The sequence below is a fragment of the Saccharospirillum alexandrii genome, from assembly GCF_043641555.1.
GTDB lineage: Bacteria > Pseudomonadota > Gammaproteobacteria > Pseudomonadales > Natronospirillaceae > Saccharospirillum > Saccharospirillum alexandrii_A.
Genome location: NZ_JBHZRJ010000001.1, coordinates 741655 through 766051, shown reverse-complemented (window position 1 = coordinate 766051; position 24397 = coordinate 741655). Strand labels below are relative to the sequence as shown.

24 protein-coding genes and 1 other RNA gene are annotated in these 24397 nt (G+C 54.0%); 9 read left to right on the top strand and 16 right to left on the bottom strand.

Annotated elements, in window-relative coordinates; all coding sequences use genetic code 11:
• Nucleotides 1-48: 48 nt before the first annotated feature.
• The 7 genes from ACHUE7_RS03325 to ACHUE7_RS03295 all read right to left on the bottom strand — a co-directional run bounded on the left by ACHUE7_RS03325 (nucleotide 49) and on the right by ACHUE7_RS03295 (nucleotide 6855).
• Nucleotides 49-1017 carry a calcium/sodium antiporter gene (locus ACHUE7_RS03325; protein WP_394168720.1) on the bottom strand — a complete coding sequence of 323 codons (969 nt, stop codon included), beginning with the start codon at nucleotides 1015-1017 and terminating at the stop codon, nucleotides 49-51.
• A 213-nt stretch (nucleotides 1018-1230) separates the two neighbouring features.
• Nucleotides 1231-2640: an FAD-dependent oxidoreductase gene (locus ACHUE7_RS03320; protein ID WP_394168719.1), complete on the bottom strand. Its 1410-nt coding sequence runs from the start codon at nucleotides 2638-2640 to the stop codon at nucleotides 1231-1233.
• Nucleotides 2637-3584 carry a polysaccharide deacetylase family protein gene (locus ACHUE7_RS03315; protein WP_394168718.1) on the bottom strand — a complete coding sequence of 316 codons (948 nt, stop codon included), beginning with the start codon at nucleotides 3582-3584 and terminating at the stop codon, nucleotides 2637-2639. The genes ACHUE7_RS03320 and ACHUE7_RS03315 overlap by 4 nt, the downstream gene beginning before the upstream one ends.
• Nucleotides 3584-4528, bottom strand: coding sequence for a polysaccharide deacetylase family protein (locus tag ACHUE7_RS03310; RefSeq protein WP_394168717.1), 945 nt, complete (start codon nucleotides 4526-4528; stop codon nucleotides 3584-3586). The genes ACHUE7_RS03315 and ACHUE7_RS03310 overlap by 1 nt, the downstream gene beginning before the upstream one ends.
• Nucleotides 4529-4540: 12 nt before the next feature.
• Nucleotides 4541-5212 carry an isochorismatase family protein gene (locus ACHUE7_RS03305; RefSeq protein WP_127556687.1) on the bottom strand — a complete coding sequence of 224 codons (672 nt, stop codon included), beginning with the start codon at nucleotides 5210-5212 and terminating at the stop codon, nucleotides 4541-4543.
• Nucleotides 5213-5246: 34 nt separating this feature from the next.
• Entirely contained in the window at nucleotides 5247-6143 is an 897-nt protein-coding gene (locus ACHUE7_RS03300; RefSeq protein WP_394168716.1) for an isocitrate lyase/PEP mutase family protein, read from the bottom strand.
• Nucleotides 6144-6297: 154 nt separating this feature from the next.
• A complete protein-coding gene (locus tag ACHUE7_RS03295) occupies nucleotides 6298-6855 on the bottom strand; it encodes a tautomerase family protein (protein ID WP_394168715.1) in 558 nt (185 codons plus the stop codon).
• Between the two features lie 147 nt (nucleotides 6856-7002).
• Here ACHUE7_RS03295 and ACHUE7_RS03290 point away from each other — a divergent pair, with 147 nt between their 5' ends.
• From ACHUE7_RS03290 to ACHUE7_RS03265, 6 genes are all read left to right on the top strand, one after another.
• On the top strand, nucleotides 7003-7794 hold the full coding sequence (locus ACHUE7_RS03290) for a GntR family transcriptional regulator (RefSeq protein WP_394168714.1): 792 nt from the start codon (nucleotides 7003-7005) through the stop codon (nucleotides 7792-7794).
• Nucleotides 7795-7970: 176 nt separating this feature from the next.
• Nucleotides 7971-9383, top strand: a complete 1413-nt coding sequence (gene leuC, locus ACHUE7_RS03285) for a 3-isopropylmalate dehydratase large subunit (protein WP_394168713.1) — start codon at nucleotides 7971-7973, stop codon at nucleotides 9381-9383.
• On the top strand, nucleotides 9380-10027 hold the full coding sequence (gene leuD / locus ACHUE7_RS03280) for a 3-isopropylmalate dehydratase small subunit (protein ID WP_394168712.1): 648 nt from the start codon (nucleotides 9380-9382) through the stop codon (nucleotides 10025-10027). Before leuC ends, leuD begins: the two co-directional genes overlap by 4 nt.
• A 100-nt stretch (nucleotides 10028-10127) precedes the next feature.
• Nucleotides 10128-11144, top strand: coding sequence for a TRAP transporter substrate-binding protein DctP (gene dctP / locus ACHUE7_RS03275; protein WP_394168711.1), 1017 nt, complete (start codon nucleotides 10128-10130; stop codon nucleotides 11142-11144).
• 72 nt (nucleotides 11145-11216) lie between these two features.
• Nucleotides 11217-11723 (top strand): TRAP transporter small permease, encoded by a 507-nt coding sequence (locus ACHUE7_RS03270; protein ID WP_394168710.1) that lies wholly within the window; start codon nucleotides 11217-11219, stop codon nucleotides 11721-11723.
• On the top strand, nucleotides 11720-13036 hold the full coding sequence (locus tag ACHUE7_RS03265; protein ID WP_394168709.1) for a TRAP transporter large permease: 1317 nt from the start codon (nucleotides 11720-11722) through the stop codon (nucleotides 13034-13036). The genes ACHUE7_RS03270 and ACHUE7_RS03265 overlap by 4 nt, the downstream gene beginning before the upstream one ends.
• Nucleotides 13037-13169: 133 nt before the next feature.
• Here ACHUE7_RS03265 and ACHUE7_RS03260 read toward each other — a convergent pair whose 3' ends face one another.
• From ACHUE7_RS03260 to ACHUE7_RS03250, 3 genes are all read right to left on the bottom strand, one after another.
• The gene (locus ACHUE7_RS03260) at nucleotides 13170-14405 is read right to left on the bottom strand and encodes an MFS transporter (RefSeq protein ID WP_394168708.1); all 1236 of its coding nucleotides are present in this window, start codon (nucleotides 14403-14405) and stop codon (nucleotides 13170-13172) included.
• 814 nt (nucleotides 14406-15219) lie between these two features.
• Entirely contained in the window at nucleotides 15220-16104 is an 885-nt protein-coding gene (locus ACHUE7_RS03255; RefSeq protein WP_394168707.1) for a DUF2971 domain-containing protein, read from the bottom strand.
• Nucleotides 16079-17158 (bottom strand): Arm DNA-binding domain-containing protein, encoded by a 1080-nt coding sequence (locus tag ACHUE7_RS03250; protein WP_394168706.1) that lies wholly within the window; start codon nucleotides 17156-17158, stop codon nucleotides 16079-16081. Before ACHUE7_RS03250 ends, ACHUE7_RS03255 begins: the two co-directional genes overlap by 26 nt.
• A gap of 278 nt (nucleotides 17159-17436) precedes the next feature.
• Between ACHUE7_RS03250 and ACHUE7_RS03245 the strand changes: the two genes are divergently transcribed.
• The gene (locus ACHUE7_RS03245) at nucleotides 17437-18420 is read left to right on the top strand and encodes a hypothetical protein (protein ID WP_394168705.1); all 984 of its coding nucleotides are present in this window, start codon (nucleotides 17437-17439) and stop codon (nucleotides 18418-18420) included.
• A 25-nt stretch (nucleotides 18421-18445) separates the two neighbouring features.
• On the opposite strand, the gene ACHUE7_RS03240 is transcribed toward ACHUE7_RS03245, so the two are convergent.
• From ACHUE7_RS03240 to smpB, 5 genes are all read right to left on the bottom strand, one after another.
• Complete coding sequence (locus ACHUE7_RS03240; RefSeq protein ID WP_394168704.1) at nucleotides 18446-19102, bottom strand: hypothetical protein; 657 nt, start codon at nucleotides 19100-19102, stop codon at nucleotides 18446-18448.
• Entirely contained in the window at nucleotides 19095-19340 is a 246-nt protein-coding gene (locus tag ACHUE7_RS03235; RefSeq protein ID WP_394168703.1) for a hypothetical protein, read from the bottom strand. The genes ACHUE7_RS03240 and ACHUE7_RS03235 overlap by 8 nt, the downstream gene beginning before the upstream one ends.
• A gap of 18 nt (nucleotides 19341-19358) precedes the next feature.
• On the bottom strand, nucleotides 19359-20777 hold the full coding sequence (locus ACHUE7_RS03230; RefSeq protein ID WP_394168702.1) for a replication endonuclease: 1419 nt from the start codon (nucleotides 20775-20777) through the stop codon (nucleotides 19359-19361).
• Nucleotides 20778-20902: 125 nt separating this feature from the next.
• Nucleotides 20903-21288: a transfer-messenger RNA gene (gene ssrA / locus ACHUE7_RS03225) on the bottom strand.
• A gap of 157 nt (nucleotides 21289-21445) precedes the next feature.
• Nucleotides 21446-21931, bottom strand: coding sequence for an SsrA-binding protein SmpB (gene smpB, locus ACHUE7_RS03220; RefSeq protein WP_127557919.1), 486 nt, complete (start codon nucleotides 21929-21931; stop codon nucleotides 21446-21448).
• A gap of 151 nt (nucleotides 21932-22082) precedes the next feature.
• Between smpB and ACHUE7_RS03215 the strand changes: the two genes are divergently transcribed.
• Nucleotides 22083-22424 carry a CidA/LrgA family protein gene (locus ACHUE7_RS03215; protein WP_394168701.1) on the top strand — a complete coding sequence of 114 codons (342 nt, stop codon included), beginning with the start codon at nucleotides 22083-22085 and terminating at the stop codon, nucleotides 22422-22424.
• Nucleotides 22421-23122 carry an LrgB family protein gene (locus ACHUE7_RS03210; RefSeq protein WP_394168700.1) on the top strand — a complete coding sequence of 234 codons (702 nt, stop codon included), beginning with the start codon at nucleotides 22421-22423 and terminating at the stop codon, nucleotides 23120-23122. The genes ACHUE7_RS03215 and ACHUE7_RS03210 overlap by 4 nt, the downstream gene beginning before the upstream one ends.
• Before the next feature lie 190 nt (nucleotides 23123-23312).
• Here ACHUE7_RS03210 and astE read toward each other — a convergent pair whose 3' ends face one another.
• Nucleotides 23313-24317, bottom strand: a complete 1005-nt coding sequence (astE, locus tag ACHUE7_RS03205; RefSeq protein ID WP_394168699.1) for a succinylglutamate desuccinylase — start codon at nucleotides 24315-24317, stop codon at nucleotides 23313-23315.
• Nucleotides 24318-24397 lie beyond the last annotated feature (80 nt).

Here is a 24397-nt window from a genome sequence, read left to right as displayed (position 1 = left end):
GGCCGACCTCAATCGGATGCCTGCGCCAGCCTTGTGAAAACGTCTCAATCAGCTGAACACAGTGCTGACTAAGTAACCGGTGTACGCCATGTAGGCAGCTAACAAAGCCCCACCTTCCAACCGGTTTATTCGACCCGGCCCACGCAAACCATAACCGAATACAAACAGCAACAGGGTCAAACCGGCCATAACCATGATGTCTCGCGAGAACACCTCCGGGCCAACCGCCAACGGGCCGATCAAACCCGCGATGCCGACCACCGCCAGGGTGTTGAACAGGTTTGAGCCGATAATATTGCCGATGGCAATGTCATGCTCGCCTTTGCGCGCAGCGATGATTGAAGAGGCAAATTCAGGCAGGGAGGTACCAACGGCAACAATGGTCAGCCCGATAATCAGATCGCTCACGCCCAGGCTCTGAGCAATAGAGACGGCGCCCCACACCAGAATTCGGGAACTGACAATCAGCAATACGAGCCCGACGCCCAACCACATCAGCGCACGCTTGAGCGGCATGGGTTTAGTCGGCTGTTCTTGCGCCACTTCTTTCGCCAGCGCATCCGTTGGCTGATGCAGACTCTGCCGAATGGTCCAGCCCATCAGACCTGCAAACACGGCCACCAGCACCAGTGCATCCAGCCGGGTCAATTCTCCGTCCCAGATTTGCCAGGCTGCCAGCACGGTGACCGCCATTAAAATAGGCAGCTCTTTGCGCAGTACCTGAGAGTGCACGGCGATCGGGCTGATCAACGCGGTAACGCCCAGAATCAACGCAATGTTGGTAATGTTCGAGCCATACGCATTACCCAGGGCGATGCCCGGGTTTCCCTGACTGGCGGCCAGCGCCGAGACCACCATTTCCGGGGCGGAGGTGCCAAAGCCGACCACGACCATACCGATCAATAACGGCGGCATGCCGAAATGACGCGCCGTTGAGGACGCGCCGTCGACAAAACGGTCGGCACTCCAGACGAGCAGAATTAGGCCGAAGACGATGGCAAGAATGGGTAGTAACATGTTGATTCCCTGGTGTTCGTTTGCAGAGGCAGGCTCGAATGAGCGCTACGTGGCCGGGCAACCCGACAAAGGGCAGTGTAGTCAGAAAAACGGGGTTTCACAGGTGGATTTATCTGAATAGAACCGCCAGCGTCGGTTAAAAAAAAGAGCCTGCGTTGTCAGCGCTGGCCCTGTTTGCTGGTTCCCATTGAGTTCGCCTTGATGGCGACACTGTCAACGCGGGTCAGCCAACATCGCGGCTGCCGTCCGCCCGGCAATGCCACCCATCACAATGGCATGCAACAACCCGTTACCCGACAAATACCCGGTGTCGTTACTGCCAGAGACACCGCGTGCGGCGCCACCGGCTGCCAGGAGATTCGGCAACACGCCACCGGTTTCATCAAGCACCCGGCCGTCGGGGGTGATCTCAAGCCCGCCCTGGGTATGGAACAGGGCTCCGGTTACCCGAATGGCGAAGTAAGGCGGTTTTAGCAGATCCTGCGCCGCAAAGGTGCGCCCGAACCGATCGCTCTGGCCACTCTCGGCCAGACTCGCCATCTCAGAAAATGTGGCTTGTAGGACGGCCAGTTCCATGTCCAATTCACGAGCCATGTCTTCAAGGGATTCGAAAGTCTTGACCGATCGCGTTGTCATCGCATTCTGATAGTCCTCAAACCGGGTCAGGTAATCATGAATACGGTCATCGTAGACATTCCACGCGTATTGAGTCGGCTGCGACAGTACCTTGGCGGCTTGCTCGGAATACCCGCCGTGTTCATTGGAAAAGCGCTGACCGTGAATATTGATCTGAATACCGCCTTGCATCATTACCGCCCAGGAAACAAGGGTTTGCGGTGGATCAGCGAGCGACCCATGCCCCTGAAAAGCCCCCAGGTCTTTCAGACTGGCCCCCAGTTGCTCGCCCCAGCGAAGGGCATCGCCCTGGTTTCCCTCGTGCCCGTAGTACAGAGCGTGTTCCATCTGTGGCAGGTATTGTTTGACCAGAGACTGATTGCCGCCATACCCGTTGCAAGCGAGCAAGAGCGTATCGCAGCCCAACGTTTCACGAGAGCCATCCGGCTGTTCATAGGTCAGGCCGGTAATCCGACCGTCGGTATTCGCGTAAAGATCCGTCACCAGCGCATCCGTAATGATGTCGATACCCGCGTTTTCAGCGGCTGTCAGCAAGGCGCCCATCAACTCTTCGCCGGTACGGCGAGGCGTGCAATGCATGCGTTCGGCGCTGTGACCCGGGTACAAAAACCCTTGCACCAGTTCGAACGGAATATTGTGACGGTCGGCCAGCCACTCGATGATGCTCGCAGACTGTTCGGCAAGGGTATTCACAATGGCCGGGTCAGCTTCGTTACCATTCTTCTTTTGAATGTCGCGGGCCATCACCTCAGCAGAGTCAATGACACCGGCGGCCGTCTGAAAGCGGGTGCCTGCAGCGGGCACAAACCCGGATGACATGGAGGTACTGCCCCGGGGAAAGGCATCACGCTCAAGCACCACCAGCTCAATGCCGGCTTCCCTGGCCGCCAGTGCCGCCACCAGCCCACAGGCACCGGCGCCGACAATGACCAGCGGCATGCTGAAGTCGAAATCTGTCGATTCAGCCCCGGTGTGAACTGCACTCATGACGATGCCTCGCGACCTGAACCCTGTTGTGCCTGAAAGGCCGTCAGTATTTCGCCCGAACCAGCCTGCCAGACAGCCTCATGCCCGGAGATGTACTCCAGCACCTCTTCGAGGCATCCAATGCGATGCGGTTGCCCCATCATCCAGGGGTGAATGTTCAGGCCCAGCATCCGCCCACCCTGAGTGGCCGACTCTTCCATCAGAAAATCGAAGGCGTCTTTTACCTGTTGCACCCAGGAATCTTCCGAATGCAGGTTATTGCCAATGATGAACTGATCTTCCAGCTCAGTGGGCAGTGGCATCATCATCAGGTCGCCCTGTTCGGTTCGAAAGGGATATGGCATGTCGTCGTTGACCCAATCGCAACAGTATCGAACGCCTTCAGCGGTCAATAAATCCGGCGTGTTCTCACTCTGGTTCTTGGCCGGACTCAGCCAACCCTCGATGGACTGACTGCTGTGTTTGCGAAGCGTGTCGAGCGTGCGTTTGATCTGCTCCGCTTCCTCGGCTTTGTCCTGCCCACCGTAGTGCAGATGGTCCATGTTCCAGCCATGGGCCAGCAGCTCTGCACCGGTGTCGGCTAGCCGACTCAACAGGCTTGGGTACCGCTCGGCTATCTGTCCGTTCAGCGCGAAGGTGGGCGTGATGTTGTATCGGTCAAAGGCTTTCAGAAAGCGATAAATGCCTACCCGGTTGCCGTAATCGCGCAATGAATAGTGCCGCAGATCCGGGTAAGGCATGGTCATACCGTTTGGAACTTTAAACGGAATGCCGCGCTGGTTGAGCGGATAGAACTCAACCGATACGTTCACCCACACCGCCAGTCGTTTGCCATTGGGCCACTGAACCGGGGGGCGATCGGTCAACATCGACCAGTCGTAGCGGTTGTGGTCATTGCCGTACTGGCGCCAGGGGTAGTCGAGGTAGTCGTCTGGCAAGCTCATCAGCGCTGCCCTCCGTTTTGCTGGGTGATCGCAGTGCGGGCGTCATCATAACCGTTGGCCAGATAATGCTCGGCAATCTCCCGCCCGGTTGCCACCCACACGTCCGAATGTCCGGTGATGTACTCCAGCGCTTCTTCAAACGCCTTGATCCGGTGCGGACAGCTGATCTGGTAATTGTGCGTTGGAATGCACATGACCGTGCCTGATTCGGCCCCTTCTTCATACAACCGATCAAAGTGCCGTTTAAGCATGTTGAGGTAGTGACGCGGCTCTACCTTATTCACGGCGTAGACAATGGTGTCGTTCATCTCAAGCGAATAGGGCATGGATATAAAGCGTTTTCCCGACCGTACATGCACCGGCGTGGGCTGGTCGTCATGAAACAGGTCGCAGGTGTAAAAACCGGCGTCGTCACCGAAAAGTTCAGTGCCCACTTCGGCGAATAGATCCAGGGTGTGCTCCGAATGCGACAGCGCCGGCGCCAAATACCCCGCACACTTTTGGCCGGTGTGGCGATGAATGGTCTCGATGCTGTCGCGGATCATTGCCCGCTCCTGATCCTCACTCATGTTGTAGGTGTAACGCGTGTTGTAGATGCCATGACTGAAAAACTCCCAGTCGCGTTCCAGGCAGGCGGCAATGATTTCAGGGTGGTGGTCGCACAGAGCAACCGATAAGGATACCGAACCGCGTATGCCGTATTTTTCCAGCAGGTCCATCTGACGTTTATGGCCGACCCGATTGCCCCAGTCACGAATACTATAGCCGGGCACAGCCGGGTTCGGCTGCGGCCAGGCTTTTCTGGATGGATTGGGTGGCGGATTCAATTCATAGAATTCAATATTGGGTGCCACCCAAAACGCGACTCGCGCACCGTTTGGCCAACGTATCTTAGGCCGGTTCTCGTAAGCGTAATACTCGTACGCGTTCAGTGATTCCATCATACGGAGCCCCTTTTACTTGGCGATTTCCTGATCCAGCCAGGTTTTTACATCTGCAACGGTCATCACGTCGGCGTACTTCAGATGCAAATCCGTCAAATTCGCGTAATGGTAGCTTTCGTGTTTGTCCGCCACGCACTCTTCCGGAACAATGGTTCGGTAACCGCGAGACAGGCTTTCCACCGCTGTAGCGCGAATGCAGCCTGATGTAGAACCACCGGTAATAATCACGGTGTCTACCTGGTGCCAGACCAGCAGTGACTGTAACGGTGTTTCGAAAAAGGCGGATGGCATGCGCTTGGTGTAAATCGGCTCTGTAGTCGGGTCGATGTCGAGCCGGTCATCAAACTCGGCCCGTTCTGAACCGTGCTTGATGTTTTGCAGCGAATCCGGTGTGTCGGTTCGGGTTCCCCAGACACCGGCGTCATCGGCGTTGTCCATAAAGGCGACATGCGTCCAGACGACCGGCCAGCCGAGTGTCCGAAAGCGCTTTACCAGGTCCATGACGTACGTCATTTGGTTGGGGTCATGTTCATACGCGGTCTTAAACAAATCGGTGCGGGTATAGGCTTTTTGCGGATCCACATTAACCAGCACCGCTTTCTTGCCAAACCCGAAGGGTACGCGCTGCGGATTGGCCATCACTTCATGGAAAATTTCTTTTGCCGTCTTGTCGGTGGTAATCATACGTCGCCTCCTGATCGATTCATTGCCTCTGCTCCTAGCGCGAAATGTCTTCGTACTGCTGACCCAGTTCCAGCATGGACTGAGTGCCGAGATAATCGTTCAACTCGGTAAAGTTCAACATCTGATCCCGAAAATTATCCGTGGTGCCATCCCGTTTGAGGGTTTCAAAAAACCGGCTGGCCATAAAGGTAAACGCACGGACCAGTGCCCCCGGGAAAATCACCATGGAAAACCCCATCTTCTGCAGCGAGTATGCATCCTGCAAGGGAGTGTCCCCGCCTTCGACCATGTTGGCCATGATCGGCACCTTACCCTGGAAGGCGTTCATCACCTGGGCAATCTGCTCGGCTGATCGAATTCCTTCTACGAACACCATATCGGCTCCGGCTTCATAATAGGCGTGCGCCCGCTCCAGCGCGATATCAATACCGTCGGTGGCAATGGCATCCGTTCGACCGATGATCAGCGTCTGGTCACTGTCGCGGGCATCAACAGCAGCCTTAACTTTTCCAGCCATCTCACCGGCACTGACCAGGCTCTTTCCTTTTAGGTGCCCACAGCGTTTGGGGTATGTCTGATCTTCGAGTTGTATCGCGTTGGCTCCGGAACGTTCCAGCAGGCGCACACTGCGCATGACGTTCAGGGCGTTACCAAAACCGGTATCACAATCCACCACGATGGAGACGTCGTTGCGTTCACGAATGTGTCCCAGGGTGTCGTTCACTTCCGACAAGCTCATCAACCCAATGTCTGGCCGACCAAGCTTGGTGTAAGCCAGGCTGGCGCCGGAAAGGTAAACGGTGTCGAACCCGGCCTGCTGTGCCAGAGAGGCACTCAACGCGTCGTAAACACCCGGCGCGACGACGATATCAGGATGGTGTAACCGAGTTTTGAGGCTCGAAGCGTGCGAGGTGCTCTGGTCTGCTGTCATAAGTCATTTTATCCAGATAAGTGCATTGTCATTGTAATGTGCGAACAGGCGCGATAAGCCAACGGCGGCTTGTCGCAGTGTGTCTCAGTCGGAACCGGCGGCGCCGGAGTTCCATTTCCACGTCATGCGCGTCGAAAGCCTATCCACGGCGGTCTTACTCATTCGCAATGGCCAGATCGTTCCAGACGTCCTGACGAACCAGAAGTCCCGCCTGCAGTTCAAAGCGGTCGATGAACCGAACCCCGCTGAAAGCGCGTCCATCCGGCCATTCGCCGGCCAGGGTACCGTGCGTGGTGACAACGGTGGTGTCCATGCCGAAGGCGACATCGGTCGCGATGATCGTTTTGTTGACGTACCGGTAGCGCCCCCTGGCCCAGTCGACCAGTTGCGCCAGTGAGCGGAGTTCACCGCTGCCGGGAAACGACATGACGAAGTCGGCCGCCAGATAGGTTTCTGCCTTTTCGAGGTCCCGTGCCTCCATAGCAGCCAGAAAATCGGCGACCACGGCGGCAGCATCGGGAGCACCCGCACCTGGCTGGCGCGACTCTCCTCCCCGGCTATATTGGTCGGACCCGACTTCATGAATCCAAACCGTGATGGCGTCGGGTGTGGCTTGGGTGATGCCTCTGACCACGCCAGTCAGCGCGCGCATCAGACGGTGCTTGATCTCCGGGCTATAGCCTTTAAGCAGGTTGACCTGAAGCATTGGCATAGTGGATTCTCTCCAAAGCGGCCGTGGTGATGCAGCGGGCATCCGCAGCCTTTGTCTTATTCTAATGTACTATACTTAATACATTTATATGTGCTATACCTGTGACCTGTCAAGTAAAGACAGTCTCAGTGTCAACGAGGAACTTCCATGGATGCACCCCTTCACTCAGGCGGACCTGGCGGCACCAAGTCGCATCAGTTGTTTTTACTGCTCAAAGACGCGATCGTGAATGGCCGCATGGCACCCGGGACCAAGTTACCTGGCGAATTGAAGCTGGCAGAAGAACATCGAGTGTCGCGCGTCACCGTTCGCCGGGCCATGGACGCCCTGACCGAAGAAGGCCTGATTTACCGAAAACCGGGCATTGGTACCCGCGTGTGCGAGCGCCCTGTAGGCGCTACGGTGATGACGGCGAGCGTTTCCAATTTACTGCCGAACATGGTCAAGCTGGGTGAGAACTCGCGGGTTCGACTGCTTGAGTTCGTGTATGAGCAACCGTCTGAAACGATTCGCGAACGGCTCGGGCTCGGCGATAACGATCGAACCCAGCGCTCCATCCGGGTGCGTTTGTCAGAAGACAAACCCTTTTCTTATCTGGTCACCAACGTCCCTGAACGAATTGCGCTCAATTACAGCGAAAGCGACCTGGCCAGCACCCCGTTATTCGTCTTGCTTGAACGCAGCGGCGTCCATGTAGATCACGCTTCCCAAAGCATTTCGGCAACGCTGGCCACCAAAGACGTGGCCCGTGCTCTGGATGTTTCAGTAGGTTCTCCCCTTATATCACTCACCCGGGTTGTGTTCGATAAAGCCGGCAATGGGGTTGAACACCTGCAAGCCCTCTACCGCCCCGATCGCTATCGAATTCAGATCGACCTGAACCGGGCTGGCTCGGAAGACGACCGCTACTGGCAGACCATTGACCCTCTCGACGGTTAATTCACTCGCCCGTAACCCCTGATTGCAATGAGAGAGTTGACAGACCTGAAAACCTTGGTATACCTTTAATTGTACTATTTCTAATACATTTAAATGATCGCCTTGATGGTCTCAGCCTGTCGGGCAAGTGATTGGCGATCAAAGTAGCCTGGCCTTTCGGGCAGCGTGGAAGCGACATGAGCAGACAGACCTTGTTCGATAAAATCTGGCAAAGCCATGAAATCTGCCAGAATGATGAAGGCCAGAGCTTGCTGTGGGTCGACCGGCATCTGGCTCACGAAGGGTCGTTTCACGCCTTCAACAAATTGGCCGAGCGCGGCCTGTCCGTGCGTCACCCCGAGCTGACGCTGGGCATTGCCGACCACTATGTGCCAACCCATTCACGCTCGCTGACGAGGGTGAATGACAAGACACGCAGCGTCATCGAACAACTGATCACCAACACCGGGACCCATGGGGTACCTCTGATTGGGCTGGACGATTCACGCCAGGGCATTGTCCATGTTGTTGGACCCGAGCTTGGGCTGACGCAGCCCGGTCTGGTGATGGTGTGCGGCGACAGCCACACTTCCACACACGGTGCACTGGGTGCCCTGGCGTTTGGTATTGGCGCCTCGGAAGTGGCGCATGTCCTAGCGACTCAGACCTTGTGGCAAAACAAACCCAAACAACTGCGCATTCGCATCAATGGCACCCTGTCGCCAGCCGTAACCGCCAAAGACATTGCCCTGGCCTGGATATCACAGCTGGGGGCGGATGGCGCCCGGGGCTACGCCATCGAGTACGCCGGTTCGGCCATCGACGAACTCAGTGTTGAAGCCCGACTCACCCTGTGCAACCTGTCCATTGAAGGCGGTGCCCGTTGCGGCATGATCGCACCGGACGACAAAACCCTCGCTTACCTCAAAGACCGCCCACTGGCGCCGAAAGGCGACGAGTTTGAGCAGGCCGCGGCCTGTTGGCGAACTCTGGCTACCGATGCAGATGCGGTCTTTGACCGTGAGGTGGAACTTGATGCCACCAGCATCGCCCCTCAGGTCACCTGGGGAACGTCGCCTGAAGAGGCACTGCCGATTACCGCCCGGGTACCCAACCCGGATGACGAGCACTCTCCCGACAAAGCCCGGCAACATCGCGACAGCATTGACTACATGGGCCTGACACCGGGCCAGGCTTTAACCGACATTGTCATAGACCGCGTATTCATTGGTTCATGCACCAACGCTCGCATCGAAGACCTTCGCGCGGCAGCGGCGGTACTTAAAGGTCGTAAGAGCAAGGTACCCGGTTTGATTTCTGCCGGGTCAACTCAGGTAAAGGCACAAGCCGAGGCCGAGGGGCTGGATCACATCTTCATTGACGCCGGGCTGGAATGGCGCGAATCGGGTTGTTCCATGTGCGTCGGCATGAACGGCGATCAGTTGGCATCGGGTGAACGTTGCGCCTCGTCCACCAACCGGAATTTCAAAGGCCGCCAGGGTCTGGGTTCCCGCACGCATCTCATGTCGCCCGCCATGGTCGCGGCAGCGGCTGTTGCCGGGCACCTCGCCGATGTGCGCATCTTGCTTCAGGAGTTCCCCCAGTCATGACACCGTTTACCCAATTGACGGCCCCTGCTTGCCCGCTGGTGAGAAGCAACGTCGACACCGACCAGCTGATACCCGCCCGATTTATGAAAGAGCCGCGCCGGGTGGGGTACGGTCAGTTCCTGCTGTACGACCTGCGTCACGATGACAGAGGCAGACCGTCAGACGATTTCATCTTAAACCAGCCTGGCGCAGAGCACTTTGAAATCATGGTCACGCGTCGCAACTTCGGCGCGGGCTCTTCGCGTGAAGCGGCCGTATACGCCCTGGTCGATTATGGTTTCCGATGTGTCATCGCCCCCAGCTTTGGCGATATTTTCTCATCAAACGCGGTAAATAATGGGCTGTTGCCGGCGCTCGTGAGCGAAGCTGACGCCGATCGATTGCTGAAAGCACTCGAATATGAACCAACCCCCATCAGCATAGATCTGGTAAGCCAACAGATTCGCTTTGCTGACCAGATTATCCCATTCGACATCAATGCGGTGTGGAAGACCAAATTGCTGAACGGCTGGGATGATATTGATCTGACCGAAGGATACAGGTCGAAGATTGACGACTTTCTGTTGACGTATCAAACACGGTATCCCTGGACTCAGGGCCAGCCGGAAGGAGCACCCGGGCTGATCGCCCGCGACAATCGATGACGCAAACCCCAAAAAAACCGGACCATGCCAACCTAGCCAGTATTCCGGCTAACAGAACAACAGGCAGCCCCCGGATTCATAACAACGAGAGGTAATAATAATGAAGCAGTCATTCCTGAAAAAAACAGCCCTGGCCATTGGCCTGGTGTCGTCCCTGTCGGTCACAAGCATCGCATCGGCTGAAGAGCGCATTACCGCTGTTCATGCCTTCAACACCTCGCTGATTTACACCCGCAGCTTTCTGCAGTTTGTCGATATGGTGAACGAGCGTGGCGAGGGCGTCATTGAAATTGATGTACGTGGTGGCCCGGAAGTCATTGGCCTGAGTGAACAACCCGATGCAGTGCGCAACGGTATTGTCGATATGGCGTATACAGCGGCCAGCTTCTACGGCGGTACCGTACCGGAGCGCGACATCATGGTTGCTTCTAATACGAACGCCATTTATGCCCGTGAGAGCGGCGGCATCGATCTGTTGAATCAGATCCACCAGGAAAAAATGGGCGTCTACTATTTAGGTTGGTTTGAGAGTGGTGTGAGCTACAACCTGTACACCGTCGATGAACCCACTATTGGCGACGATGGCCGCCTGAGTGTCGACGGGCTGAAACTGCGCTCCAACCCGGTATACGATGCATTCTTTCGCGACTACCTGGGTGCCGAACCTATTAGTTTGCCAACGACCGATGTGTATTCAGCGCTGGAGCGTAACGTGGTAAACGCCACAGGCTGGACTGAGATTGGCCTGGCGGACCTAAACTGGGATCGCTTCCTGAACTACCGGATTGAACCTTCGTTTTTCTCGACTGACATGGGCGTCATCATTAACCTCGACAGCTGGAATGCTTTGAGCGAAGAAGCCCAGACCATCCTTCAGGAAGTAGCTATCGAACATGAGCGCAACAGCGCCCTGACGTTGCAGGAAGATGCCAAAGTACAACGCGAAGAAATGATCGCCAATGGCATGCAGATTGTTGAACTTGAAGGCGATGTGCGCGCGCAATTTTCTGAATCTGCACGTGAAGCAACCTGGAACCGGATGCGCGGCCTGATGGAACGCCACCCAATGGGACTGGAACACTACGATTCACTGGTAGAAATGTTCAACGAACTTTAATTCGACCCAAGCCATAAAAGGCACGGCAGTCATCTGCCGTGCCTGTTTCTAGGTTGCTAGCAGGTGAATACCATGCGAATTGCCAGCAAGGCTTACAAAGCCCTGATCGATTTTCTAGCCATCATCGCCGGCGCTATGCTGGTGTGGCTGATGGTGGCCATTGTATTGACGGTCGTTTTACGTAACCTTGGCCTGCAGCCTTCAGCCTGGTTTTTCGTATCAACCGAATACGCCATGTTCTATCTTACCCTGCTCGGCGCGCCCTGGCTGGTTAGAGAGAAAGGGCATGTCTATATCGAATTATTCACGGCAACACTGCCCAAGTCCTTCCTGAACATTCACAGCCGGGCAGTCTCTATGTTCTGCGTCGTGGTGTGTCTGGTTCTGGCCTGGAAAGGCTATGACCTGGTCGTTCAGAACATCACCCGGAGCGACTACGATGTACGGGCATTCTTTGTACCCAAATGGATACTCACCATCGTCTTTCCTTTTTGTTTTTTCCTGATGGCCACCGAGTTCTTTAAATTTGTTGTCGGAAAAGACATTTTGCACAGCGGTGAAGCGGGGATCAAAGAATGATGGAATGGTATTTTGCACTCGGTTTTCTGCTGTCACTTATCGTTCTTTTTATGGGCATCGGTACGCCCATCGCGCTAGCATTCCTAGCCGCCAACGTGATTGGCTCCTGGTATTTCATGGGAGGCCAGAATGGCATTATTCAATTGCTTAACAATGGATTCGGCTCCCTCTCCAAATTCAGTCTGGTTCCCATTCCATTGTTTCTCTTAATGGGTGAATTGTTTTTCCGCTCGGGGCTGGGCATGAAGATGTTCAACGCCATCGATCAGCTTATGGGTAAGGTGCCCGGGCGGCTTTCTTATGTCACCGTCGTTGGCGGTACGGCGTTCAGCACTCTGAGTGGTTCATCCATGGGGTCAACCGCATTGATGGGCTCGTTGTTGGTACCGGAAATGACCAAGCGAGGCTACAAAAAGCACATGTCGATCGGCCCCATCCTGGGAACCGGCGGGCTGGCTATCATTATTCCACCCTCAGCGCTGGCCGTACTGCTAGGTACTCTGGCAAAGATCGACATTGCGCAGCTGCTCATTGCCGGCATCATACCGGGCTTGATACTGGCACTTTTTTACATAGTGACCATATGGGTACGCACCCGACTCGACCCCGACGCAGCGCCAGTGTACGAGTTGGAACCAGTCCCTTTTCTGGAAAAAATCAAACTGGTACTAACCGACATCATCCCTATGGTAGGCGTCATGGTTATCATCGTCATGATGATGTTGACCGGCTTGGCAACCCCATCCGAGTCCGCCGCCTTCGGTGCTCTGGGTGTCATCATTCTGGGGTTCGTCTATCGCAAGATGAGCTGGGCCGTGTTCACCCAATCCGTCAGCGGATCGCTGAAAGTTACCCTGATGGCCTATTTGATCGTCTTCGGTTCTGCCACGTTCAGCCAGCTACTGGCATTTTCGGGAGCCTCCAGCGGTCTGATCGAGTGGGCAACCTCCTACGACCTGGCCCCGATTTACATGCTCCTGGCCATGTTCGGTGTGCTGTTGCTGCTCGGCACCTTCATGGAGCAGATTTCCATCATGATGCTGACCGTCCCGTTCTTCTTTCCGCTGGCAGAAACCCTGGGGTTTGACTTGATCTGGTTTGGCATCATCATCTTGCTGGCCCTCGAAATCAGCTTCACTACCCCGCCCTTTGGTTTACTGCTGTTTGTGATGAAAGGCGTGGCACCGGCCGGTACCAGCATGAGGGAAATCTACACAGCGGCGATCCCCTATATTCTGTGTTCCATGCTACTGGTGGCACTGATGATCATTTTCCCGCCGATTGCGACCTGGTTGCCGGGCATGATTAATTAAGAACACCAATAGCAGTAACCTAGGCGCGGCCTATTTGCCACAATCAGTGATATTCGCCTATTCACTGGCCAGTCCTCTCGGCTTCCCCTGGCTGCACACAATGGTGTAGCCAAAGATGACTGCTGGATCTGTGCTAACGACGCTTTGGCAGCCAGAACTGAACCCCAATGGCGGACAACAGCATTGAGCCCGAGACAAACACAAATGGCATCACCATGCTTTGCGACCACTGTGCAAGAACTCCCATAAGCAAGGCTCCAAAGGCGTAGCCGGAATCCCGCCAGAACCGGTAAATGCCGACCAGCGATGCCCGGTACTGAGGCGGTGCAAAATCGCCGACTGCAGCGCCCAGATTCGGATACAGCATCGCCATGCCAATTCCCGCCAGAGCCGCCTCTGCAGTCCACAGACCGACCGTTGACGTCAGGGGTATGGCAAGCACGGCAATTCCGCAAAAAACCATGCCCCAAACGATTAGCCCTTTCCGGCCAATCCGGTCAGACAGGGGCCCGGTTATCAGCTGTAAAACGCCCCAGGTCACTCCATAAACGGCAATGATTGAGCCGGCCTGAACCAGCGTCAGCCCCTGCTGCAGGAAAAAAACGGGCAAGAAAATCCAGATCAGGGCGTCGGTAAACTTCTCAACCAGACCGGCCTGATTCAGCGCCATCAAAGGCTTACTTTCGAGGCTAGCGTAGCGGAACAGCTGGCCCAGTGACTGGTCTGACACATCAGAAGATGGTTGACTATTAGCCTGATGTAGCTTTGACCAGGGCAGTGTTTCCACCACGGTAAACAGAGCCAGCAACAACCCGGAACTGATCACCGTCAAACTGAAGACCAGCAATCCCAGCCGGGTGCCTAATGCCTCGACGACAACGGCCGTTACGACCCCCGCAATGCCTACCGCCGCATAACCGGAAAACTCGTTGATTCCGTTGATCACGCCCTTTTGAGATGTTTTGGCCAGATCCAGCTTACTGTTAAGGGCCATAGACCATGCGAGGCCCTGGTTAAACCCCAACAGCACCGTTACCACAATGATCCAGTTCCAACTGGGCGCCCAATACAATAAAAATGGAATTGGCAACGCGATCAGCCAGCCCGCAACCAAAACCCGTTTGCGACCGAAATGCTCACTCCACTTACCGGCCAACAGGTTCATAACCGCTTTGACAGCACCGAACACAACCACAAAGGATGTGAGCAGGAAAAACGACTGTGCCTCTAGGCCAAACTCGACCTCTGCCAGCCCAGGGATCACGACACGCGTCATCCCGATGGTGAGGCCGACCAGGAAAATTTGTATGAGTTGCAGGGCAATCTGTGAGCCGTTAACTCTGATTCCCAACTCGATCCTGGCCTCCATTGTTCTCTCCATATTCCACCAAGCTGGTGATCAAAACATCTAGTGCACGTGCTTCAGGTGGGGAGAGGGATTCCCCCATACCCAGCATGCAATAGGTTCATTTAGGCACAGACGAGCTTAATTTATTTTTCTCTAATATAACCAGGCTAACTATAACGATCCGGGCAGGCCCGGGGCAAGCCAGGGCTTTAAGAAATTGTTGACGGGCCCCCTCTGGAAAGAGGTTTATTAGATGGCCGGCATGGCGCTAAGGCGGGCCCATTCGCTCCCTGCGAATGGTCAAACCCGGCGCTTTAGCGAACGATACGCCCCGCTTCGCGGATCAAAAAAAAGGGCCACCCTTTGGGGTATGGTTTATATCTTCCTTAAGGCACGGCGGCGGGAATGATTCGGCCCATCCATGGGCCTCACCCCTACGGGGCGCCCTTCGGGCGTCCAAATCGGCTTTCCTGCCGATTTGTCGAACCCGGCGCTTTAGCGAACGATACGCCCCGCTTCGCGGATCAAAAAAAAGGGCCACCCTTTGGGGTATGGTTTATATCTTCCTTAAGGCACGGCGGCGGGAATGATTCGGCCCATCCATGGGCCTCACCCCTACGGGGCGCCCTTCGGGCGTCCAAATCGGCTTTCCTGCCGATTTGTCGAACCCGGACGCTTTAGCGAACGATACGCCCCGCTTCGCGGATCAAAAAAAAGGGCCACCCCTTAGGGTGACCCTTTTTTTGATTGGTGGAGGCGGCGGGAATCGAACCTTGAATATCTTCTTTCATATCAGTACCTTACACTCTACCACGCTCATTCTGTGTCATTTCCATCAACCTCTAAAGGGCGATGCAGAAACATCGATATTAACCATTTGCTTCCTGTTTGTCCTCATATACAGCTCTATACCATTCTTTTGCTCTTGTTGATGCTGACTAGGTCCTATAACAATTTTGTTTAATAAAAACTGATCACGCATACTCAATAAAGGCACTTCTATATAGGGAACAACACCTCTTGGACCGCTCCTTAGTTTTACTCTATACGGCTCATGAACATCTTCGATGGCAATCAATCGCCATTCCTTTTCTTCTTTAAATGATGGATGCTTACAAATAGAGGAGGCACTCAACATTTCAAAAATGAAATTGGTTTCTTCATCCTGACTACTCTCACTATTACATACAAGTTCCATAAGGAGGTTAACTAGCTTACTGATCTTTTCTTTCACTACCTCAGGATCATAAATTACTTTTCTCAACATTATTCCATTATCATTTGGTGCAACGACATCAGTTGAAGCTTTAGCTTTCATAACCTCATCATAGGATATACCCATTAGCTCTATTAGATCCTTTACAGCAAAGCCTAGGCTATAACCTGAGCCATTAGCATACCCTCTCCATTGACTCAATTGATCACCATCCTCACAAAAAGAGGCAATATAAAGCTGAGTAGAGTTTTTTACATTCTTCAATACGTCAAGAATCTCTGTACACTTATCTACCCGTTCCTTATCCAACTGGCGATAAGATTTTTGAAATTCTCGATTAAATATCTCCATAAAATAGGTGAACTCTTTTTCATCATTTAGATACCTAATATGAGTCATTCTAATTGACTCAGACGCTAAAATACCTATCAGGCCTGCAGAGTCGGTATAATGATAAAATACGGAGGAGCCTAAGTCCTCATTTAACCCATCTTCCGTATACACTTCTAATCATCCCCCAGTCTTTGTGCCCCATCTGATAAGCTACCTTAAGCGGGTTTTCTCCCTGTGACAATAGCCTAGAGGCATATGTATGGCGAGTTTGATATGGGTTTCGATATTTAACGCCCGATGCTTGAATAGCTTTCTTCCAGACTCTTTTACGTATTATCTGATCACCGCCCCACCTCTTCATAGACTTAGGGTCGTAAAATACAAAAGAATCATGGTTATACCTCTGAAATTGCTGGCTTATTAAAGACTCATATGCGCTTGGGGACAAAGGAACTGATCGCCAACCTGAACTTGTTTTGGTCTCTTTAATATGGCCCCTGACACATGCCCTACGAACATGGATTTGTTTACTTTCTAAGTCAACATCTTTCCACATAAGGGCAATCAACTCTGAGGTTCGCAAACCGGTTTCAAATGCGAAGCATATGAGATTTCGCTCTACACCAGCCAATACCGATAGAATTCGATCTACTTCATCCTGATTGAATGGTCGAGGCTCGGATCGTTCGTGCTTTGGATTCCTGACCCGAAGCATAGGGTTCTGTTCTATAAGGCCGTCGAATACGGCATCTTCAAACGCTTGTCGTAACGGAATCAGTATATTTCGCTTTCGTTTCCCTGAAATATCAAGGCTACTGAGCCACTCTTCAACCTGACTAGACTTAAGTTCCATTACTTTTAGCGTGCCAAACTGAGGTATGAGGTGATAAGTGACGGCAGAAGAATAGTCTCTCAAAGTACTATACGCTGTCCTTTCTTTTACCCTCCTTAACCAATCGTTTAGAATTTGATCAATAGTTACAGATTGTTGCAAGCTTTGGCTCAGTCGCATTGCATGCTTGCTTCTTGGGAAGTGAAGACCATAGTCGAACTTGCCCATAGCAATATCATGCTGAATCGCAGCTAGCTTTAGCTCAGCTGCCTTTATATTAGGCTTGGTATCTGGCATTCGTAGTGACTCCCTGAATCGCTGTCCCTGGTAAGAAAAGCTCAATTGCAGGCTGTTGCCTCGCACTGTTACGCCTCTGGGCAGTTTTCGATCCATTTTTCAATCTCCTCTACATTAATCATTAAACGACCATCTGGTGCCTTGCGAACGTGTTGAGTCAGCCTCCACACTCCCTTCTTAATCTTTTGGCGTATGGCTTCCTCTGAGTAGCCTGAAAGCTCTGCGTACCGTTTAACCGTGACAAACCGTCCCATATGTTGCTCCTGTGTGGGTTCGGTTATAGTCTCCACTGGTCTGAGCCGGTTTAGACCGGTAAGCACCGGTAAAGTACCGGTCACATATCAGCAACCATGCGGGTTTCAAGGAAATGAGGAATGAACAAGTCAGCCACTTTTGAAGCTCTGTCAGTAGCAGAAGCGACCCTTAGCACACTGGAAAACATTGAAGACTTGGACCCGGAATCGAGACCGATTGCAGTTTTGCGGACCCTAATCGAAATGACCCGGTCAATGATTGAGCAAGGTGTCCCGGAAGAGAAAATCATATTCACGGTCAAAGACGTTGCCGATCAGATAAAACGAACTGACAGCACGGAAGACGCCAGAAGGTTCGTAAACCGGCACCTCAAGAAGTTGACAGAAATCCTAGACAGTCTCCGGCCTTCACTAGATAGGTCCTTAATCAAAGCAGATAAGCGACAGCGGTTAAGGATCAAGTCGAGCACACAGGACAAACGAAAGTACCTCTGCCTGGACACAGAACCGCTAGAGCCGGTACCAACACCTCAGATAACCGATAGAACGCATGAAACGGCAAATATTAGATACGAACTGTTCTCAATGCCTAAGATGCACGGCTTATCAAAGCTACTCGGTGAGCTGGCAATGACTAGCACAGTGAGGTGGTCGTTTGGTTTAGCCCCGTTCGTGATCATCTTTTTGACTGGAATTCTGACTTCAGTTGCGGTCGTTCTTGAAATGCCGCAATTGGCGGCTGCGGTGATAGTCACCGGGGTAGCAGTCTTTGCCATAGTGTTGAGTGCTATTTGGCCATTCATCCAGGCCAGTGATCAGGGGATCGTTGAATCGCCGTTCTGGCTTACGCCCCAATTCATAGATAGAACCTATCTGGTGGTAGAACCGAATAGCTTTTCTAAAAGCGGCTCCAAGGCAAAAAGTGTTATCCGAATAAAATCCTATACCGCGGTATGCCCCATTTGCGAGGGAAAGGTATACGTGGAACCAGGTACAAAGCGACACGGAATGAAAGGTAGGTTTGTTGGTGCATGCCGATACAGCCCTGAGCATATATTCACATTTGATCATATGACGCTATCAGGGCGGCACGCATTGTCTTAAGCTGCTTGTTAAAGAACGAGCACTGTTACTCGTGCAATGAGTAAACTTGCCAAACAGGGGCGGATTGCATATCGAGCAGTTGCTCTTCGAATGCCAACCGACCATCTTTGTCGTAGACCCGACCCTTAAGGAAGGGTTTGAGCTGCTGATCCATGTTCAGCTTCCCTGCCCGCTCTTGCTCAATGATATCCATCATGCGAACACCCTTGGATTGCTCAGGTGATCGATAGGAAATCCCAGTAATTTCAAATACCGGTTTTTCTAGTAGCCAGTTACTGGTTAAACACTGGAGCGATGCCAGTTTTTCACCATGAAGGTTCATCAAATCCTCCGGTGTTTTGCCGTCTCTCAATTTTTTCGCCATCTCATTAATTCCTTGGTGAGTGGGTGACAACCACCCTTTGGTTTCAATGTCGTGAATCGCCAGAACCGTGTCGGGCTGGCCTTCTCTCTCACAAGCAAAAGCAGATGTTCCCATCAGATTTCGTTTACTTGAACGCTGAACCCATCTGCCTTTCGCGTCTTTTTCAATGAAGAGCCAGCCAGTTACTCGGACTTTTGAAGGCCCGTGATATTCAGCGTAAGCCCATGAGGCGATCCAAAAAGGAAACTGTGCTCCCCCTGCCAAAAACAGCTCCAGGGGAGTAAAGGTGTCTTCCCAATCGGCAATTGGCTCAATCATTGACGACCTCAAATCTAGCCGTGAACTCAGACCGGGTTAGCTGCTCAACTCCGTCTGCTATTTTGATGATGAGCTCCACTTCATCGTTCATTGTTAATACACCCACGATGATTCCCAGCTCTGCTATTTTGTAACGCTCAGAAGCAGGCTTTGCCTTGTCAGCAACTGGAAAATTCACGTAGGTCACTGCCTCTTTAAGAGTGAATCCGTCTATGGGTAATTCCATGATTTGCGCCATCTAGGCTGTCCCGTACAGTTATTTACACAAGTCCAAGTTACCGCTGAAACTGACAGGGTTGCCGGCTACGCCGGCAAGCCCTATCAGTTTCAGCGGTTCGAATTGTTGACCCAGCCAATGCCGTGTCCGCGTCGGAAGTCGTAAGATGCCACTGCACACTCCAATGACCTTTCCGCGCAGGGGTTCACCAAACCGGTTGGTGTATGAAGTCACCACTTCACCCGTTACCCGGTTAACGGTTTCGGTGTGTGCCCGCATCAGCTCCACACCACGACCTTCACCACATAGCTGCTTTTGCTGCATGGCCTCCATGAAACCAAACCAATCACCGGTGTCAGCGGCTTCATAGGCGGCCCCCATGGCATAGCCCCGACCATCCCGAAGACGCCTTAATTCCCGCCAGACGCCCACAGCCGGGCCACCAATCGTTTGAAACTGGCGGATACGCCAGGTGCTTGCCCAGGCGCGAATGCGGGTTGGTGTATCAAGGAGGGGGCGCCCGGCCTGATCGGTTTTCAAATTGGCGCCGTCGATGTTCTTGGACACGTATTTGGCCACGTATCCGGCAGCACTGCCCCGGGCGGGGTCGATATGGACAATCTTGAGGCGGTGCTTTAACAGATCCGGCCGTTCTGAGTCCTTGAGCACGTACTCACGGAAGATACTCACGAGGGACTGCTCAGACCCTCTTGGCGTAAACAGCATCAAATGCCAGTGAGGGGTGCCATCGTGGTGGGGTTCAACTACTCGCAGGCCGAATGGGTTGATGTCGTTTCGATGGACTTTAGCCCGAATCAGGGACCACAACTTGCCCAGGTGATCGTTTCCGGCTCTGGGGTCGCTGCCATCGTATCGGGGGTTCACGAAGCCTTTCTTTAGGGAAGCGTGAAACTCAGACGGCAGGGTTAAGGTGATGAACAGACCCGCACAGTCATGGGCTTGAGCATATTCTTCCATGCCTCGCACTCGGGTCATCAGCTCCGCCCGCCGAACCGCCGGGTTAGACACCGTATGCTCACTGACTTCAGCCAATGACAGGCGTTCACCGTCTTCACTTTCGATAAAGGTGCGCGCCAAATAGGCTTGGCTCAATTCCTGGGCGTGGAGGTATTCGTTGAAGATGGGCTTAGCCAGGTAGGGGCTTGAGCCGTGCCTTACCTGACCTAATGCCCGGTGGCTATTGTCTATGGCCTGCCGATAGTGCCGCTCTAAGTGTCGACGCCACCAGGCTGACTCAGACAGGCGTGATGCGCAGCCGACGGCCGTGCGCCCCTGGTTGGGGGTGGGTGCGGTAAGGTTTAGATACTCTGCAAGCCGTGTGGCTTGTTGGAGTGCTTCGGTGGGGGTGTCGGTCTGTTTCAGAAGCCTTGTCACGAGCCGGGCAAGGAAGGCGGCCATCAGCTTGATGGACGTGACACCAATCAGGCTTGTGCCCAATTTGTGCCATTCTGGAGACCTTTGGAGACTTTCCGAGACCAACTGGCAAAACTGCGCTCTGGTCTGGAACCCGCATTCTAGCGGGGTTTGAAGGGGGTGGGGCTGGTTATTACCAGCCCCGGTATTGGTGGAGGCGGCGGGAATCGAACCCGCGTCCGCAAGCCCTCTACTCTCGGTCCTACATGCTTAGTCACTTCTTTAATTTACCCTTGCCGTTACCGAAGGACAGGTGCGACTCGGGGAGCCTGGAATTAGGTTTTAGCAGCTCCGGCCCAGACAACCTTACACTGCGATCCTGAATTATTGACAGTCAGCAGCCCCGTTCAGGCACAGGACAGTGACCGCCGGACCGGTTAATGGGTCCAGTTTGAAGGATTATGCGGCTAGCGCGTAACCTTCGTAGTTGTCATCGTTTGCAACTATGAGTTTGCAGCTTTGGTTTTACGAGATTGGCTACCATCTCGGCATGCACCTTGAGCTTTGTAACCCGCGTCGAAGCCATGTCGCCCCCGAAACTGGTGTGTCATTCATCCGTGATGACCAAACTCTGGTGGTTCTTCCTGTTCTTCTAAAACGCTTAATACAAGCTTCTCTACAACCCGTTAAATGGTGCCGAACCAACACAGTTCAAGCCCCTTTCAACGGCCGTACAGTTTAACACGAAGGCGTCAGGTATTATACGCCTTCAGCACCCGCTGTTTCTGCCGGCCCCATTCGCGTTCCTTGATAGTTGCCCGCTTATCGTGCAATTTCTTGCCTTTTACCAGGGCAATGTCGGCTTTGACCTTGTTTTTCTTCCAAAACAGGGACAAACAGACAGCGGTATAGCCATCCTGCTCGGACTGGCGGGAGATTTTATCGATCTCCTTGCGATTGAGCAGTAGCTTGCGAGTGCGCGTCGGATCGGCAATCACGTGGGTTGAGGCGGCTTCCAGCGGTGAAAAATGGGCACCAATCAGCCAGGCCTCGTTGTCCTTGAAGATGACATAGCTGTCAACCAGCTGTGCCTTGCCTGCGCGCAGGCTTTTCACTTCCCAGCCCAACAGAACCAGCCCGGCCTCATACTTTTCTTCGATATGATATTCGTGGCGGGCTCGTTTATTCTGGGCGATGGTACCGCCTGTGTGGACGGTGCTTTTCTTGGATTTGCTCATGGCGCGCATTATACCGCCCTTCCCCCCGGCGGGCGCAAGCGCTTGATGAGAGGAATTCATTCTGTGAATCAATCAGTTGCGGCATTTGCGCTGATCCGATACCGGGTTTCAGGCACACTGACCCCGGATCGACTGTTTAAAGGGTAAGACGATGGTTCTGGGTTTTCTGGTATTACTGGTCTATTGGCTCGCGGGCGAAGCGGTATCGCAGTGGATCGGCTGGCCAATTCCGGGCAACGTGGTCGGGCTGGTGCTGCTGTGGGTCACCCTGACCATCATCCGCAAGGTGCCCAAACCGGTGGCCGAAGCCAGCAAAATGCTGATTCGCTACCTGACCCTGCTGTTTGTACCTGCTGGCGTAGGCCTGATTGAACACTGGGACCGGCTGATGACCAACGGTCACTGGATGCTGCTGATCATCGCCGCCAGCACCGCCCTCTCGGCCCTGGCCATGGTCGGCATCTTTCGTCTGTTTCGGGTTAAAAACACATGAGTGTCTCCATTGATCTGTTGCTGGCCATCAGCATGACACTGGGTATCTACCTGTTGGCGGAGCAACTGTACCGTCGGGCCGGTCGGTCGGCTCTGGTGCACCCGGTGATCGTCAGCATTTTCTCCATCATGGGGCTGATCACCCTACTCGGCTGGGATTACCCGCAATATCAACGCGATACGCAGATGATCCACTTCCTGCTCGGCCCCGCTACCGTGGCCCTGGCGGTACCACTGCACGACAACATGGCGCTGATCCGCAAAATGGCCATGCCCCTGTTGGTCGCCTGTTTCACCGGTGCTCTGGTAGCCGCCGGCAGCGCGGTGATCCTGTCGGACCTGATCACAAGCGATGATGTCCTGTCTCTGAGCATGAGTGGCAAGTCGATCACCACGCCGATCGCCATTGGCATGGTCGAGAACCTGGGCGGCAGTGGCTCCCTGGCAGCCGGGCTGGTGTTACTGACTGGCGCTATCGGCACGCTGATGATCCCTACACTGATGCGTCTCTGCAAACTGGACGATCATGCTCTGTACGGTTACGTGCTGGGCCTCACTGCCCATGGCTTCGGCACCGCCCAGGCGTTCGAAAAGTCAGCGACCTGCGGTGCTTTCGCGGGGCTTTCGATGAGTTTAACCGGGGTAGTAACGGCTTTTCTCGTGCCACCGTTGGTGCCTTACTGGATGATCGGGTTTTAATCAGGGTTAACCTAAGCTGGGAGACTAGCAGCGAGTGCCGGGTGTGCTCCTGTGGGGTAGTCCGCAGCAGGGATGCTGCGGTCTAGGCTCCACGGACGGATCCACGCCGACCCCACAGGGGCACATCCGGCATTCGGTGCGGGCCATTGCCTCCCAGACTCGAACGTCGAAAAGTGAGGTGGTACCCGAGTTAGCGCCTGGCTTTCAGCATCAAACCAGCACGCTGGCCCACCGGCACTTTGGGGTTGGGGAACACAATGTATTCGGGTTCGTCGCCCACCCGGTATTCCTGGTCGCCATCGCGCCAGATCAGAGTTCCGGGGTCGTAGTCGGTAAAGTTGAGCGCATCGTCCGGGATGAAGAACTCCCAGGTGTCACTGGTAACGTCTATGGAATGGCACACTTCGAATTCGGTGACCGGTCGCTTGGGTTCGGCTGGCAGGGGTTCGCCAGCCACCAATTCACGTAACGCGTAGTCGATGCCACTGTAGCGGCTGAGGTCGTTTTCGCCAAAGGGTTTGACCGACCCCAGTTCCAGCGTGAAACTCTCGGCGCCGTAGCGCAGCGATGAGAAAGAGGAGAAGGTGTTGGCTTCTTTCTGCTGCAGCAGAACGGTATCTATGTCAGAACGCGCCAGAAACGCTCGCTGACTGGCAGGCAGCTCGCGCCCTTCGACATAAGGGTAAATACCGAAGCGTTCTCGCTTACTCCCCCGAATGGCGGTGTGCAGATCGTAGTGGAATCGTTTGGTGACGGTTACCGGCTCTTCAGCAAAGAAATTGGCAACGTAGGCCTCCAGCTTGGCAGCACGTTTTACTTCTTTCAGTGTGGTGTCGTACTGCTGCCAGTCACCGGCGAAGAGGCGGTTCATGTTGACCTCAACAAAGCGCTGGGCGATGTTCATTGACCAGGGGTTGCCCATAATGAACAGCACCCGTTGCCCGGCTTTTTGCTCCTCTTCCAGAATATCCCGTACGATGTCGCGCACCAGCTCAATGGGAGCGGTTTCGTTGCCGTGCACGGCACAGGAAATAACGACCGATGTGTCACAAGCCGTATTCGGCTCAACCCGCAACACGCCACAGTCGAGCAGGGTAACTTCGGTACCCGCTGACAGAATAGAAAACTCGGGGCTGACGGTGTCGTCGGCCGTTGCCAGGGTGTGCTGCAGAAAATCGGTATGAGCCCCGAACATGGAATGGTTGTCTCCGGTGAATTGCAAAAAAGGCCGCATAGGCGGCCTGGTTTCAGATAGTTGTCGGCACGCTCAATAAC